10 protein-coding genes are annotated in these 16,561 nt (G+C 58.0%); 2 read left to right on the top strand and 8 right to left on the bottom strand.

All coding sequences use genetic code 11. The annotated features are described in order from the left end of the window. Positions 1–11: 11 nt before the first annotated feature. From DRW39_RS04740 to DRW39_RS04725, 4 genes are all read right to left on the bottom strand, one after another. Entirely contained in the window at positions 12–725 is a 714-nt protein-coding gene (locus DRW39_RS04740) for an NUDIX hydrolase (protein ID WP_116105866.1), read from the bottom strand. Positions 726–765: 40 nt separating this feature from the next. Then, positions 766–2,199 (bottom strand): nicotinate phosphoribosyltransferase, encoded by a 1,434-nt coding sequence (locus DRW39_RS04735; RefSeq protein ID WP_232830066.1) that lies wholly within the window; start codon positions 2,197–2,199, stop codon positions 766–768. A gap of 220 nt (positions 2,200–2,419) precedes the next feature. Then, positions 2,420–3,418 (bottom strand): hypothetical protein, encoded by a 999-nt coding sequence (locus DRW39_RS04730; RefSeq protein ID WP_116105865.1) that lies wholly within the window; start codon positions 3,416–3,418, stop codon positions 2,420–2,422. A 220-nt stretch (positions 3,419–3,638) separates the two neighbouring features. Next, entirely contained in the window at positions 3,639–4,901 is a 1,263-nt protein-coding gene (locus DRW39_RS04725) for an exo-beta-N-acetylmuramidase NamZ domain-containing protein (protein WP_116105864.1), read from the bottom strand. Positions 4,902–4,938: 37 nt separating this feature from the next. Between DRW39_RS04725 and DRW39_RS04720 the strand changes: the two genes are divergently transcribed. Continuing rightward, complete coding sequence (locus DRW39_RS04720; protein ID WP_116105863.1) at positions 4,939–6,348, top strand: exonuclease domain-containing protein; 1,410 nt, start codon at positions 4,939–4,941, stop codon at positions 6,346–6,348. Positions 6,349–6,404: 56 nt separating this feature from the next. On the opposite strand, the gene DRW39_RS04715 is transcribed toward DRW39_RS04720, so the two are convergent. Together DRW39_RS04715 and DRW39_RS04710 are read right to left on the bottom strand one after the other, a co-directional pair. Next, positions 6,405–9,029: a CARDB domain-containing protein gene (locus DRW39_RS04715; protein WP_157975930.1), complete on the bottom strand. Its 2,625-nt coding sequence runs from the start codon at positions 9,027–9,029 to the stop codon at positions 6,405–6,407. A gap of 272 nt (positions 9,030–9,301) precedes the next feature. Beyond that, positions 9,302–10,117, bottom strand: coding sequence for a sterol desaturase family protein (locus DRW39_RS04710; RefSeq protein WP_116105861.1), 816 nt, complete (start codon positions 10,115–10,117; stop codon positions 9,302–9,304). 62 nt (positions 10,118–10,179) lie between these two features. On the opposite strand from DRW39_RS04710, the gene DRW39_RS04705 reads away from it, so the two are divergent. Beyond that, a complete protein-coding gene (locus tag DRW39_RS04705) occupies positions 10,180–10,953 on the top strand; it encodes an ion transporter (RefSeq protein WP_232830065.1) in 774 nt (257 codons plus the stop codon). Here the strand turns inward: DRW39_RS04705 and DRW39_RS04700 are convergent. Both DRW39_RS04700 and metH read right to left on the bottom strand, forming a co-directional pair. Continuing rightward, positions 10,936–12,081, bottom strand: a complete 1,146-nt coding sequence (locus tag DRW39_RS04700) for a T9SS type A sorting domain-containing protein (RefSeq protein WP_116105860.1) — start codon at positions 12,079–12,081, stop codon at positions 10,936–10,938. The genes DRW39_RS04705 and DRW39_RS04700 overlap by 18 nt on opposite strands. Positions 12,082–12,159: 78 nt before the next feature. Then, positions 12,160–16,350 carry a methionine synthase gene (gene metH, locus DRW39_RS04695; RefSeq protein ID WP_116105859.1) on the bottom strand — a complete coding sequence of 1,397 codons (4,191 nt, stop codon included), beginning with the start codon at positions 16,348–16,350 and terminating at the stop codon, positions 12,160–12,162. Positions 16,351–16,561: the final 211 nt, after the last annotated feature.

Raw genomic sequence — 16,561 nt, 5'->3', positions numbered from 1 at the left:
AGTTCGTCGGCTCAGAGCTCAAAGTCCAGCGCCCGCCGCAGAACGGCGGAGTCGCGCTCGTCGACCAGCTTCTGGTAGCGTTCCTCGTTAAAGCGGTAGAGGAGCGCCGGACGGTGGGCTACGTTTTCCTGTTTGCCCACCTCCTCGAGGATGCCGGTTTTAAGGATGCGGGTCCGGAAGTTGCGCTTGTTGAATTCCGGCACGCCGAGGATGGTCTCATACAGCTTTTGCAGCTCGCCGAGGGTAAACTCTTCCGGCAGCAATTCGAAGCCGATGGGTTGGTAGCGTACTTTGGCCCGCAGACGGGAGGTGGCGATATCGATCACTTTAGCATGGTCAAAGGCGAGTTCCGGCAGATCGTCCAATGCGAACCATTCCGCCTTCGCGGCATCCGAGGAAGGGGTGGCGGGGTGATCACCCAGATTGACCAGTGCGTAATGAGCCACGCTGATCACCCGGCCCCGAGGATCCCGCCCGGGCTGACCGAAGGTGTACAGTTGCTCGACGTACAGCCCCTTCACGCCGGTTTCTTCCTCGAGCTCACGCAGGGCACTCGTTTCCAGGTCCTCGTCCATGTCCACGAAGCCGCCGGGCAATGCCCATTGCCCCTTAAAGGGTTCGCCGCCGCGCTGAATGAGGAGCAACTTCAGGGTCTCGCCACCGTCGTAGCCGAAGACCACAACGTCCACGGTTACGGAAGGGCGGGGGTATTTGTAGGTTGGCATGGGAGCGGAGGGTGAGGATTTACGATTTACGATTTACGATTTACGATTTTTGATTTAGCAGGGTACGCTTTTCGGCTTGGAGGTTTGGGCTGATGCCGTAGTGGTACTGGCTCCAGTCCAGGGTCGACCAGTGCTGCCAGTTTTTTTGCGCGGTAGCGCGGGAGCTTGATAGATCGGGGACCTCGCAGACCTTTTTGCCATCCCGGAAGACGGGCCGAAGAATGTTCTCGGGGGTTCCGCTCAGGACGTGGCGTTGGCCGTGTTGCATGACTTCGTTACTCGGCTCTCCGTCGAGCTCGTTGAAGAGTTGGCTGCCGGTGGGCCGGCCGTTCTCCGTGAAACGGCGCACGCCGAGTATACCGGGGTTGCTGGATTTTTCCGCGGTTTCCGAGGCCTTGACCTTGGTTTCCCAGTGGCCTTCGGCGTCCTGAATGGCGGATAACTTATAGACGCCCCCGAGGGCAGCCTGGTCGTGGCCCGTGGCCAGGCGGGTGCCGATGCCCCAGACGTTGATGCGGGCGCCTTCCGCTTTCAGCTTTGTTATCGCGTACTCATCGAGGCTATCGCTGGCGACGATGTCGGCGTCAGGGAATCCAGCTTCGTCGAGAAGTTGCCGGGCTTCGATTGACAAGGCACCGAGGTCTCCGCTGTCCAGCCGGATGCCATTCATCTCGTGGCCCCGCTCCCGCAATTGCTGACCCACGCGGATGGCATTGCGGGTGCCCTCCACGGTATCGTAGGTGTCGACGAGGAAGATGCAGTTCGCCGGCAGGGCATCGGCGTAGGCTTCGAAGGCCGTTAGTTCGTCGGGGAAGACCATTACCCAGCTATGGGCGTGCGTCCCCTTGACCGGGATACCGTAGTAGCGGCCGGCCCAGACATTGCTGGTGGCATCGCAACCACCCAGGTAGGCGGAGCGGGAGGCGGTCAGTCCGCCATCGATGCCCTGCGCGCGGCGCAGACCGAACTCCAGAACCGGATCGTCGCCCGCCGCGGCCTTGATCCGGGCGGCCTTTGTGGCGATGAGCGTGGAGAAGTTCATCACGGTGAGCAGGGCCGTCTCCAACAGTTGCACCTGGATGAGCGGTCCTTCGATGCGCAGGATGGGTTCGTGGGGGAGTACGATCTCGCCTTCCGGAATGGCATCCAGATCGCCGGTCCAGCGCATGCGTTGCAGGTAGTTCAAAAAGGGCTCCCGGAAGAGGGCCGATCCGTCGCCGCTCTTCAGCCGGCCCAGGTACTGGACGTCATCGACGCTGAACCGGTAATTCTCGATCAGGTCGATCGCCAGGGGCAAGCCCGCTGCCAGCGCGAAGTGGCCGTCGAAGGGGGGCGTGCGGTAAAATAGGTGGAAGACGGCCCGCCGCTCGTGGATGCGCTCGTTGTAGTAGCCGGCGGCCATAGTGAGCTCGTACAGGTCGGTAAGCAGACCGAAGCCCGGGCGGTAGATGTCGGAAAGGTGGGAATACGCCATTGCTTAGTTTAGCTATTAAACTAAGGTGGTTAGCCTCGCATAAGTTCGCGTTCCCCGCCAATCGTGAATAGCGAGGATCACCGTACGTTCAACTTTCGGGAGAAACGCTATGGATTTGGAGAGTCAGCTTGTGCTGCAATTTCTCCTGACGTAGAGGCCATTCTCGTGTCCGCTCCGTTAAGACCCGCTGTATACCATATACTATCCGTTGATTGCCTGCTTATTGCGGGCTGTTTAGGGTGGCGGCTTCGACGGGAAAGGCGAGCCGCAGCAAGGGGTATGGCTCCACCTGATAGGTAAAGTCAATGTATTCCGGTACGCCCTGTGCATCGGGAAAACGGCCGATGATGTCCGGATTGGTTAATCCACTCTCGTAGTCGAGCAGTCGATGGTTTCCATAGACGGTAATAGCCGTCCGGATGGCCAGCAATCCTCCTGCTTGGGGGATGGGCAGGCGTACGGTGGGGAAGTCCGTGGACTGTTCCGTTCGTGCATAGGCCATCAACCGCTGCCGGTCGATGGTGAGCAAGTGCCCGAGGTCCTCCGCCAAAAACGAAAATTCGGCATCTTCCATCCGTCCCAGGCGGAGCTCGATCCGTTCCGGGATGAGTAGGGCGCCGGCGGGTAACTGGGGCAGCAAATTGAGGCAAATGGGCACCTGCATTTCGTCCACCAGGCTGTACTGCATGGTTTCCGAAAGCAGAATATCCACCGACCGATCGCTGAGTTGGTAGGTCGAGGCATCCGCCGCGATGGTCTCGCTGACGTACGCGCCGAAGCCGAGCCCGTCAATTACCCGTTTGAGGGCTGCCAGACTTACGGGATTGATCTCCAGCATGGTGAAGCGGACCTGCTCCGGTGTAAACCGGCTCATGACCGGCAGTGCCAGGGTGGCGAAGGGGCCCGTGCCCGCGTAGAGCACGTGGATGGGCTCCGAACGACCACGCGCCATTAGTTCGCTCACTGCAGCGTGCAGACCGGCTACAAAACGTTGGGTCCGTACTTCATCGTCCAGGCAGAGTGCGGCCCAGGTCGCTCCGATGGCGATGCCGTGGCCGGTATCGTGGGGTAGCAGACTTTCCTCATCGCCGAGGTCGAGGCCGGACACCGTCAGCAGGAGGTCGCGGTACGTTTCGAGAATGTCGTGGAGAAGGGTAGGCGGGGTGGCGTCGTCCAGCAGGACGTCGGTGACGGTAGCCAGGGTGGCTTGACGGGTCATTCGGGGAGATTGCGTGCCGGCAACGGTGGCGGCAGCGCTTGGGTAAAGGTACGCCGTGGTATGTGAATATTGGTGGGTGGATGTTAGCCGTCCGACCGCTTAACGCACCAGCGACCTCCCGGAAATTAACCTGCAGTTAACATGGGTGCCAGCACTTCCAGGTGAGTAATGTCGCTAAGCAGGTCTTCGAATAGGGCTACCCAAGTCCCCTATCCACTGGCTAATCACCTTCCGGGTAAAGCAGATAGCCTTCCCGCATTGCCCGGTAGTCCGCCAGCTCCTCCACCCAACTCGCCCGAATGTCCGCCTCCGAATCACCCGCCACGATCATTTCCCGCAGTTCATCGGTGCCGGCGAGGAGATCGAAGAAGTCGGCGCGGGTGAAAAAGTCGACGTTGCCGTCCGTCAGCTGGTGGTAGGTGGACAGTAACGGCTGCAGGTCAAGCTGCGCTTGTCGATAGGCATCGGCGGGCTCCGTGGTGAGATCGTACCCCTGGCACGTCTCCCCATTCAGCTTGGGGTTGGCCGCACCGGGACCGGGCCGCGGCGTAAAGGTGAAGGGACCTTCCAGAGCGGGGTGACCGTAGACCTGGAACTGCTTGTCGGTACCGCGTCCCACGCTCAGCGCCGTGCCTTCGAAAAAGCACAGGCTGGGGTAGAGGTAGATACTGCGCTGGTTGGGCAGATTCGGGGAGGGAGCCACTGGGAGTTCGTATATGCTGTTGTGATCGTAATCAGCACAGGGCACCACGGTCAGATCGCACAGTAGACCATCGCCCAGCCAGCCCTCCCCGTTCACCATTTGCCCGTATTCTCCCACGGTGAGTCCGTGCACGACCGGTATGGGGTCCAGGCCGACGAAGCTTTCAAAGCCGGGTTTGCGAATGGGGCCGTCCACGTAGTGACCGTTAGGGTTCGGGCGGTCGAGGATGACCACGGGCTTGCCGTAGCGGGCAGCCGATTCCATTACGTAATGCAGGGTAGAGATATAGGTGTAAAACCGCGCGCCGACGTCCTGAATATCGAAGACCAGCACATCCACGTTCGCCAGATCCTCGGCGGTGGGCTTCTTATTGCTGCCGTAAAGCGACTTGATGGGCAAGCCGGTACGGGCGTCGGTCCCGTCGGCGATCTTCGCCCCCGCGTCCGCCTCCCCGCGGAATCCGTGTTCGGGCGCGAAGATGATCTGTACCTCCTGACCCAGGGCCAGTAGAGTATCTACCAGGTGCGTTTCCCCGATGGTGGATGTCTGATTAACGACTAACCCCAGCCTTTTTCCCTGCAGCAGCGGCAGGTAGGCGGCGGGGTTTTGGGCGGCGGGCGCAGGTAGAACGTCCATCGGAAAACCGGAATCTGCCTTAGTTTCCGTACCCACATCGGCGGGCGGCGTACTCTCCTGACGGGTACCCGCCTCCCCGCTGGATTTAAAACAATTTGCGGTAAGCAGGAAGGCAAAACAAATAATTAGATATACCTTGGCCATTCCAGTGCATTAATGACCGCCGAAGGCGACGGAAGCTATGAGTAAGAGAGAATACGCGATCGTTGACATCGAAACCACCGGAGGGCGTGCCTCCCGGTCGCGGATCACCGAGATCGGTATCGTCGTTTACGACGGCGAAAAGGTAACGGAAACCTATGAGACCCTGCTGGATCCCGAGCAGTACATCCCCGCCGGTATCGTAGAGTTAACGGGCATTACCCAGGAGATGGTGACCGGGAAGCCCAAATTTTACGAAGTCGCTAAGAAGATCGTCGAACTGACGGAGGGCCGCATCTTCGTCGCCCACAACGCCAAGTTCGATTACGGCTTCCTGCGGGAAGAGTTTGGCCGCCTCGGCTACACCTTCTCCCGGCGCAAACTATGTACCGTACGCCTGGCGCGCAAGTGCTTCCCCGGCCTGAAAAGTTACAGTCTCGGCAATCTCATCAAGCATTTTGGCTTTCAGGTAGACGCCCGACACCGCGCCCTGGCCGACGCGATGGCCACTACGGAACTGCTCGAGCGGTGCCTGGCCGGTGAGGACTGCGCACAGGAAGCCACCCGCCTCATCAACCACGGCATCAAGGAAACCCGCCTGCCCAAGCAGATCAAGCTGGAGCAAATCATGCAGATCCCGGAAGATACCGGCGTCTACTACTTTCATGATGCCAAGGGCGACGTCGTTTACGTGGGTAAGAGTACCAATATTCGCAAGCGGATCGCGCAGCACTTCAACGACCACACGACCAAGGGCAGCCGCATCGCGGAAAAGGTGGCGGACATTACCTACGAGCTAACCGGCAGCGAATTGGTTGCCCTCCTGCTGGAAAGCGAGGAGATCAAGCGTCTTCAGCCCCGTATCAACCGCGCCCAACGGGGTAAGCGGTTCAGTCATGCCATCCACAGCTACGTCAATGAGCGCGGGTTCCGTTGCTTCGATGTCGTACGGAATACCGCCCAGGCCCGTAAGGAACTGGACATCATCAGTGAATACCCATCCATCAGCCGGGCCAAGGGCCGCCTGAACTTCGTTCGGAAGCACCTCGAGCTCTGCAGTGCCTTCACCCACATCTATCCCAGTAAATCCGCCTGTTTCCACTACCACCTCAAACAGTGCCGCGGCGGCTGTGCCGGTGAAGAAGCACCGGAGGATTATAACGAACGCGCCGAGGAAGCCCGGCTCCACCTGCGGAACGTCTTCGACGAAGATTTTCTCCTGTTCGATCAGGGGCGTAGTCACGACGAAGCCTCCGTCATCCTCGTCGAAGAAGGCAAATACCAGGGATTCGGCTTCATCGACAAGGAGCGGGCCACCGATCTTGAGATGGCTATGGACAGCGTCAAGCGAAGTGTCACCTATCCCGATACAGCCCGAATCATTCAGCGGTACGTGAGTGAGAAAGGGGGGAAGATAGTCTACTTACGTACGGGTAAGGTGGCCCGGTAAGCCGGGCGAGTACAAAGGCGTCTGAAGACTCGCTTTGCATCACCGTTGGTACACGCTTAGCGGTTCTCGATTTCTTCGCTTTCTGCCTGACCGTAGCCACGGGGGGGCGGAATATAGAAGGCTTTAGCCGTGGCCCAATCTTCCGTGGGGGTGACGGTAAAGGCTCCGTCTGTTACTTCCCCTTCCTGATAATTTCGTTGACCGTCCGCCCGCTCGAAGCGTACGATTACCCGACCGCCGTTGACGGGTCTCTTCGAATCGGTGGTTTCAATGCGTCCGTAGATCCCGTTGGGAGAAGAATCTATGCCGGCGAATTCTACCTTTCGTCCCGTGACTACCTGTACTTGTACCCCGCCTAACTGATCGGCCGTATGCAGTTCGCCGGTGGTGGGGTCTTCGATAAAGGCCGTTACCAGACCGTCGTTGGGTTCCTCCAGAAACGCTTTGTACTCCCGCCCGTCATCGTCGTTCCGTCTGGTATATCCTTCCGGGCCGAATTCCAGCATCAGGCGGATGTTACGACGCTCCTTAGCTTCAAGGCGGATCCAGTGGTGTTCGAGGTAGGTTCGGTATAGGGCGTTATCCTGCGTGGCGCGGAGAAATACTCGGGTCGGCTTATCAAAGGGATTCTGAACCGCAACGGACGTCATCTCCCGGGAGGGTGGGGAGGCCGTTTCGCTGATGAAACGATCGTAATTGGACTGAGCCAAGTTGTTCAGTTCCGTCATTTCCGCAACGGACGTTCCGCCGGGTGTCGAATACAGGGGGATGCGAACCACCACGCAGTAGTGCCCGGAGGAGGGCGGTCTCCAGTTGGTATTGAATTCCACGGTCGATCCGGCCGGAATGTCCCGGGTGTCGCTACCGATCAGGGTCATGGGTACGTCACCACCCACATTGAAATCCTTGATATAAAAGTTGACGCGTACCCCTGGTGCATCCAGTTCGCCGTTATTTTTGACGCTGGCAATCACGGAATTGTCTTCCCCGGCCCAGGGTACGTTCTCCCATTCTTCGTCGGAAATATTCCGTGCGTTTTCGATCCGGATATCCGGGCTCTGATACCGTCGTTCTGGCCCGGCGGGCCAGGGGCGAATACTGGGGTCAGGTTTACCGTTTACGCCATATTTGACGTTAATCGTTGCGGCACCTCCGCTCCTATCGGTCACCGTTGCCACCAACTCGGCCGGAAAGGTTGGGTCCGTGAAATCGGTTTCCCGGTAGTCGTTGCCGGTGTTCAATACGCTGCCGTCGCCGTCACCATCGTTGGGTAGCAGCAAGATAGCGGGGCGTTGAAAGGGTGGCGTGTAAGGCATGGAAACGACGTCGGTCCCCAGAACGCGATCATCCGTTGGTAAACCTCGGTCGCCAATGTGCGTCGGGTTGCCTTTTCGGTATTCCAGGTAATAGTTCCACCCATCGGTAAGGCGCACCTCGATACCCGCACGCCGGCCGCTGCCGGGTAGGCCATCCTCGATCGGGCTGAGCACGATGTTCTCGTCGACGGCTCCGCCGCCCGAGGAAGCGAAGTTGTAGGTCTTCACCCACGCTGGATCTACCCATCCAAGCATCATGCGGTGAGCCAGGCTGAAGTGCGGTAAGTTTCCGTCAGCGTGCATCATTTCCCAGGCACCAGGATTACGACCACTGACCGTCGGCGTATACATATCGCCCATACGCAGGTTATGCCCTAGTTCGTGCGTAAAAGTTGCATAAACCTGGCGGCCGTCGCGGGCGGTCCAATCTACCGGCATCGAACAGACGCCCCGGTTGACGTTGCCTTCTGCGGTGGTGTAAGGGCCCCAGTCGCCGATTGATGCATAGGGCCAGGCGAAGGAGCTAGTCCCTGCAACCGATTCCATTACAAAGAGAATGGTACCGTAATCATTATAATCCACGAGGTCATCGGCGGCGGTAAGGGTGGACTGGTAATACCCACCGGCCGGGGCCCAAATATTCCTGTCGGTGTTCAGGTCGAAGTAGGTTTCCCACTCCTCGGGTAGACTGACCGGTCCGAAAACATCGGCTTCGATGTCGAATTGGCCGTAGGACACTTCCTGATAGTACTTCCTCGTGCTGATACCATTAGGACCGAATCCGTCGATCACATTATCCATCCAGGCCTCTTTAATAGAATCCAGTACCGCAACGTCGGTCGTGTACCGGTCCGAATCCGTATCAATGAGGACGATGGCAATTTTACGACTGGTTCCCGGGGGAATGACGTCGGTATTCTGCGGTTCGTCCGGGGGACCGCCGCCCCACGCCGCTCCGGACTGCTGAGCAGGTACGACGCCGTCGAACCAGTAAGACGGACCCACATCCGGGTCACCCCAGGTGCCCGTTATGGTAACGGAGTCTTCAAGAACCAGCGAGTTGTCGGCTCGGTGCCGTCCTTCTATCCGGTAGCGGCCGGGCCGGTGGCCGGCCAGGAACATGACCGTGGGTTGGGCGGGGTTGTAGCTGGCGTCCCGTGACTGGGAGAATTGGCCACCGGCCGGGTTGTCCAGTAGGAAAGCAACACTGTCGAGCGGTATGCGGCCGGTCCGAACGGGAAATGAATGATAGCTCCCCACGTATAATGGCTGAGCGGGTACGGTGAGGTCCGCCGTGAGCGAGCATCCGCACAGGCCGATGAGGATGACGGACGCGCAGGCAACCAGGTTATAAGAGTTTTTCATCGGAATGGAAATGAATGGATGATTGGATAAGCTGTCCATTCTTCATTTCAACCCGTACGAACCTTGTTACAAACCAGCGTATATCTCCCCCGGATGTTACGACTTCCGGGTGCCGGAATGAGGTTTGATGCACAGCGCACGCAGTCACCCGATGCCGGAAACGTAACGAAGCGATGAAAGAAAGCAGATGCGATAATTCGCTAAAAACCGGTAAATCGTAGCAGCCCGATCATGGCGCTGGGGCCACAATCCTGAATCAGAGACCGGAAGGTTCAGGAAGTGCCCGTCCGACGAAAAGGTAAACCCAGCATGCTCGTAATATCCTGGTGATGGGGTTCCTCCATATGCGTGTCGACGCCATAGCGGAGCTCGCGGTTATCCATGACCATGTAGGTGCCGAATAGGCGATCCCATACGCTGAAGATGTTTCCGTAGTTGCTGTCGGTGTAAGGGAGAACGTAGTGGTGGTGGACCCGGTGCATATCGGGCGTGACGAATACGGTCCGTAGCGCTTTGTCCAGCCACTCCGGAACGGTAATGTTGGCATGGTTAAATTGGCTGAGGACAACGCTCATACTTTGATACAGGAAAACCAGCCAGATGGGTGCACCCAGTACGACGACCGCCGCCGTGGTGAAGGCGAATCGAATAACGCTTTCACCCGGGTGGTGGCGGTTGGCGGTGGTGGTATCCACGTTTTGATCGGTGTGGTGAATGAGGTGGAAGCGCCAGAAGAGGGGAACCCTATGTTCTGTCCAGTGGGCCAGATAGGCGCCCAGCAGATCAAGTAGTAGCAGTCCGGCTATGGCCATCGCCCATACGGGCATGTCAATCCACTGGAGCAGTCCGAATTGGGCATCCACCGCCCACTGGCTTCCCTTGACTAGGATGAACGCCAGGACGAAATTTACCACGATGGTCGTCAGCGTAAAGAAGAAATTGATACCGGCGTGGCGCCACTTTTTGTATTCGGCCGTGAAAAGCGGGACGGCGGTCTCCAGCAACCAGAACAGCGTCAGGCCGCCCACGAGTATCAGCGTTCGATGGCTGCTGGGTATCGTTTCAAAGTATTGCGTGATCGACTCCATCCATCCAAGATACGGCGGGCAACGGGTGGAAGAGGGTAATTTAGCGGACAAGAACCCTCCCCGTGAAACGACTATTCTTCAACGAACGGCTTATCCTGTTCGCCGTTCTGCTCAACGCTATCGTGATTTTCGCGCTGTACTTCCCCAGCCAGCACGACAACCCCTGGCTGTTGGGGCTGGACTACTTTTTCATCCTGTTCTTTTTGCTCGAGGTTATCGTCAAAATCTCGGTGCTCAAGCCTAAGGCTTACTTCGCCAATCCCTGGAACCAGTTCGATTTCTTCGTCATTATGGGCTCTTTGCCCGTTTTGTTTACCGCCTTCTTCGATATCCCGGATACGACGATTCTTATCTTGTTGCGACTCTTCCGCCTGGTTCGCCTGGTTCGCTTCTTGCGTTTCATTCCTAACGTGGAGCAGGTGATGCAGGGCCTCGGGCGAGCGCTGAAGTCATCGGTGTTGGTACTGGGAGCCCTTTTCTTTCTGAACCTGCTGTTTGCCATGGTCACTTGCCACTTCTATGCGGAGACTGCCCCGCAGTACTTCGGCGATCCACTGGTGAGTTTCTACAGCATCTTTCAAATGTTCACCCTGGAGGGCTGGAACGATATTCCGAACGCCATCACGCTAAACAGCGCCAGTCCATTACGGGTGGGGATGACGCGCCTGTACTTCGGTACGGTCGTACTCCTGGGCGGCATCTTTGGAATCGGCTTGGCTAACGCCATATTCGTCGACGAAATGACCATGGATAATAACCGGGAGCTGGAAAGAAAAGTGGATGCCCTGACGCACGAAATCCGCGAATTGCGGCGTGACCTAACCGCCGACCATTAATCGCCGTGTAGTGAGAATGCGGCCCCGCTCATTGGTCAGGCTATAGAGATAAGTTCCCCGGGGCAGCCGGCTCAGATCGAGAGGTACCTTGGCCTCACCGGCGGTGGGCGAGAAGCGGGTATCCGCTACTTTGCGGCCGAGAACGTTGAGAACACTGATGGTGTAATCCCCCGCGTCCAACCCGGAGGCCTGGAAGAAGGTTTCTCCCCGGGTGGGGTTTGGGTATACGGTGATATCGGCCTGTCGCGAGTAGGGCCCCCCGACCGAGTTAACGGCATCGCTGCGCTTGTACGTAAGGCGCGAATAATTTCCGTCATTCTCTTCGGTGATCGTGGCGATAGCTTCTTTCTCACCTGGCGACCAGAAGTAATAGGTGATCACGGGTGGCTGCTGACCGAGGAAGTCTTCATATTCCGGCAACAAGGTCCGGAGGTTTGATGTGATATCTACATAGCCAATAATGCCTGACCTTATTTCGACGGAAGTGGACAGGACCTCCGTCCGCTTTTCGCGGATGACATCGTAAGTCTGATTGTTGATCGTCAGTGTACCGGAGGCATCAATAACATCTTGCCGTACGCTGGTTGTAGTCAGCCGGATACTGTCAACCCCGGCAATTAGGGGGCCGAGTTCGGCGATGGCTTCGTCCGGCAGGCTATCCGGAGAAACCGCAATGCTATTGGATGTGGTGATTTCGAATGCGTCGCCGTAGGTGAGTGGGGCCCGCCGGTCCGGCCGCGCTGGATTCAGACTGGCTTCCAGGGTATACTCATCGAGCAGGGGCGTCTTGCCACGCAGACCGACGAGCTCCACCGCGTTGGCATCCACCCGGTAGTAGCCGACGGTGTTGTCGTCGATGTCCATCGCGATCTGGGCATCGGAAAATAAATCATCGTCCACCGCGGAAGTGACGGGACGGTCAATTTCTCGTTCCGCCGTCAGTTCGCCAAAGTTCCAGGTAAGATTTTCTCCTGGCCCGAGCAGATCGATGACGAAGCCATCGGCGGCCAGGTTGTATTTCAGTGTGTCTCCGGCTTCGGGGAAGTATTCGTTGTTTAGAATAAGCTGCTGTGCGGGGAGCACGGAGCCCAGCAGCAAAAGCAGTGTAAAAGCGAAGTATTTTGACATTAGGTCGATCTTCAGAGCCTCCCTAAGGTAAAACCTTTTTCGCGCTTATTGTGCGAGGCTTCAAGGTTTAACGGTGAGTTAACCCCGAATGGGGCTAAGCCACTTTTCAGCGGTGATGGGATCCCATCCCTTACGTCGGGCGTAATCCGCTTCCTGATCCGGCTGTATGCCCCTAACGGTAAAGTACTTGGCCTCGGGATGGCTATAATACCAACCGCTTACGCTGGACGTGGGGTACATGGCAAAGCTCTCGGTAAGCCGGATACCGCTTACTTTCTCAACATCCAGTAGCTCCCAGAGCTTCTCTTTCTCCGTGTGTTCGGGGCAGGCCGGATAACCCGGAGCCGGACGGATCCCCCGATACTGTTCGGCAATCAGTGCGTCGTTGTCCAGCCCCTCATCCGCAGCATACCCCCAGTACTCGCGCCGGACGCGCCGGTGCAGGGCTTCGGCGAAGGCTTCCGCCAGGCGATCGGCCAGTGCTTTCAACATGATTGCGCTGTAGTCGTCGTGTGCGTCTTCGAATCGCTTGACATGCTCCTCGATACCGATCCCCGTAGTAACGGCGAAACCACCGATGTAATCCTGTTTGCCACTGTCGGCGGGGGCGATGTAGTCCGTCAGTGCCTGATTGGACAGGCGGGCCGACTTCTTACTCTGCTGGCGGAGCTGGTACAGTTCGTAGGTTTTAGCTTCGGTACTAACCTTGATCGTGTCGGTGGAAACGTCCCCGACGGCCGGCCAGAAGCCGATTACCCCATTTGCCGTGAGCCACTTTTCGTCAACGATCTTGGTCAGCATTGCGCGGGCTTCCTCGTATAGCTGGGAAGCCTGTTCTCCGACTACCTCGTCATCCAAAATGTCCGGGAACTTACCGGCCAATCCCCAGCTGGTGAAGAAGGGCGTCCAGTCGATGAAGTCCACCAACTCAGCAAGCGGATAATCATTCAGTTCCTTCGTGCCGGTGAACGTAGGTTCCGGGGGAGTATAGTTGTCCCAGTCCAGCTGCAGGTGATTTTTACGCGCCTCCACGATCGACAGCGTTTTTTTGTTGGACTGCTTGTTTGCCCGCTGCACGCGTACCCGTTCGTATTCCTCCGTGATGCTGTTTCGGTAGCGTTCGCGTTCCGCTTCTTCGGAGTTCAGCAACTCGCTGACCACGGTTACCGCCCGGCTGGCGTCGAGTACGTGGACGGTCGGTCCGCTGTAGGCCGGTGCGACCTTCAGGGCGGTGTGGGTCTTACTTGTAGTGGCGCCACCGATCAACAGGGGTGTTTTAATACCGCGCCGCTCCATTTCGGCTGCCACGTTGACCATCTCATCCAACGAAGGGGTGATCAGCCCGGACAAGCCGATAACATCCACTTTGAGGCGTTCCGCTTCGTCCAGGATTTTGTTAGCCGGCACCATGACGCCCAGATCGTGGATAGCGTAGTTGTTGCAGGCCAGTACGACCCCGACGATATTCTTGCCGATGTCGTGGACGTCGCCCTTTACCGTGGCCAGCAGGATGGAGCCTTTGTGGTGGTCCCTCTCCCCCGGCCCCTCTCCATCGGAGATGGATGACAGGTCCTCTTTACTTTCCGGGCCCACGAAAACTTCCGTCGGATATTTAACTGGTCGTATTGTTGCCTCACCTATGGCAGTAGAGATTTCCGCCATTACGGCCTCTATATCATCAAGAACGGCTTCGTTGTTGAATCGCAAAATTTGATAGCCAACATTGGTGAAAATTTCCTCGCGTCGTTTATCCGCTGTAATGATCTCCGGAGCTTCGTGGTATTTTCCATCTACCTCAATGACAATGCGTTTTTCAATGCATACAAAATCCGGTATGCTATAGCCCATAGGTTTTTGTCGGTAGAATTTTGCTCCACCAACCTGCTTCTTGCGGAGACGCTGCCACAGACGATCTTCCGCGGGCGTGGCATTCGATCGCATTCTTTTGGCGTAGGCCAAAATGGTTGCGGCGTGCTTGGGTTCGATAGCCCAGTAGTCCTCAGCTATTTGGTGATCACCCCGGGTTTCTCCCCTCTCCTCGGGAGAGGGGTCGGGGGAGAGGGCTAATCGCTCCTCTTCAATATAGGGCTGCAAATAAGCCACCGCCTGCTTCATCACGCGCGCGCTCTTGACCACCTGCGGGAGAAACATCTTACCCGATCCGAAGAGGTCGCCGACTACGTTCATGCCGTCCATCAGCGGGCCCTCGATGACGTGGAGGGGGCGGGGGTACTTTTCCCGGGCTTCCTCGGTATCGGGGATGATGTACTCCGTGATGCCCTTCACCAGACTGTGGCGCAGGCGTTCCTCGACGGTACTTTCCCGCCAGCCGAGATCGCGCTGTACCGTTCGGCCGCCGACGTTCTTCAGGCCTTCCGCGAACTCCATCAGTCGATCGGTAGCGTCGTCCCGCCGGTTGAGGATTACGTCCTCGACCCGCTCGAGCAGATCCTTCGGGATGTCTTCGTATACCTCGATGAGGCCGGCGTTGACGATGCCCATGTCCATCCCGGCACGAATGGCGTGGTAAAGGAAGGCCGAGTGCATGGCTTCCCGCACCAGGTTGTTGCCGCGGAAGGAGAAACTGACGTTCGAGACACCTCCGCTGATCTTCACACCGGGACAAAGCGCCTTTATCCGTCGGGTGGCTTCGATGAAGTCAACCCCGTAATTGTTGTGCTCTTCAATGCCCGTGGCTACCGCGAAAATGTTGGGATCGAAAATGATGTCCTGCGGCGCGAAGCCGGCTTGCCCGGTGAGTAGCTTATAAGCCCGGACGCAGATATCCACTTTCCGATCGATGCTGTCGGCCTGTCCTTTCTCGTCGAAGGCCATGACTACCGCCGCGGCACCGTAGCGCTTCACCAGGCGGGCCTGCCGCAGGAATTCGTCTTCCCCCTCCTTCATGCTGATGGAGTTGACGACGCACTTCCCCTGTACGCAGCGTAGGCCGGCCTCGATCACGTCCCATTTAGAGGAGTCGATCATAACGGGCAGCTTGGCGATGTCGGGTTCCGCCATGACCAGGTTCAGGAAGGTCTTCATGGCTTCCTCACTGTCTAGGAGTCCTTCGTCCATATTCACGTCGATGACCTGGGCGCCGCCTTCAACCTGGTCGCGGGCGACATCTAGAGCGGTGGGGTAGTCCCCGTCCTTGATCAGGCGGGCGAATTTTTTCGAGCCGGTGACGTTCGTGCGTTCACCCACGTTGACGAAGTTGGTTTCCTCGCGAATGATCAGGGGCTCCAATCCGCTCAGGCGGGTCTGGGAGGCGGGTTCAGGTACCGGACGAGGTGCGACGCCTTCCACCGCTTTGGCCATAGCGGCGATGTGATTAGGGGTCGTGCCGCAGCAGCCCCCGATCATGTTGACCAGACCGCTGGCGGCGAAGTCGCGGATGTACTCCTGCATCTCCTCCGCGTCCTGGTCGTACTCGCCCATCTCGTTGGGCAGGCCGGCGTTGGGGTAAGCGTGTACGTAGCATTCGGCAATCTTGGCGAGGGAAGCCAGGTGCGTGCGCATCTCCTTGGCGCCCAGGGCGCAGTTCAGGCCGATACAGAGCGGCTTGGCGTGGGCCACGGATATGTAGAAGGCTTCCGTGGTTTGACCGGAGAGCGTCCGTCCGCTGGCGTCGGTGATGGTACCGGAAATGATGACCGGCAGCTCGATCCCGCGCTCATCGCGAACTTCCTGCAGGGCGAAGAGGGCAGCCTTCGCATTGAGCGTGTCGAAGATGGTTTCGATCAGGATACAGTCGACGCCCCCGTCGGCGAGTCCTTCGATCTGCTGCTTGTAGGCCTTCGCCAGCTGCTCGAAAGTAATGGCCCGGTAGCCGGGGTCGTTCACGTCCGGGCTGATGCTCAGGGTCCGGTTCGTAGGGCCAACCGCTCCGGCGACGTAGCGCGGTTTCTCAGGGGTGGAGTAAGCATCGGCCGCCCGGCGGGCTACCTCCGCTGCCGCCTTATTCAGCTCGTAGACGATGTGCTGGGTACCGTAATCCTCCTGGGCAATGGTCGTGCCGCTGAAGGTATTCGTCTCGATAAGGTCGGCCCCGGCCTCGAGGTAATGCTTATGGATCTCCTCGATCACGTCCGGCCGGGTAAGCACCAGCAGGTCGTGGTTGCCCTTTAGGTCGCTGGGGTGATCCTCCAGGTGGCCGTGCCGGTAGTCGGCTTCCGTGAGTCCGTAGCCCTGGATCAGGCTGCCCATGGCGCCATCCAGGACTAGGATGCGTTGCGCGAAAATTTCGGAAAGCGGCGGTCGTTGCATGGGCAATGGTTACTATCAAAAACGCTTCGGCAAATCTAGAAGAACCGAAGGGGTAAAGATACACACCCCAGCAGCCGGATTGGTTGCGGATAGTGGGGTAAAGGGAGTCGGTATGTTACGATGCCGAAGGTTTGTAATAAGGATTTTACCTGCGCTCCGCCGCGATGATTAGTGTCTAGTAGAAAGGAGATAGCGTATAGGAGATAGGAGA

The organism is Lewinella sp. IMCC34191, from assembly GCF_003390935.1.
Taxonomy (GTDB): Bacteria; Bacteroidota; Bacteroidia; order Chitinophagales; family Saprospiraceae; genus Neolewinella.
Note: the sequence above shows the minus strand (reverse complement) of the source record. Positions and strands in the feature narration are given on the sequence as shown.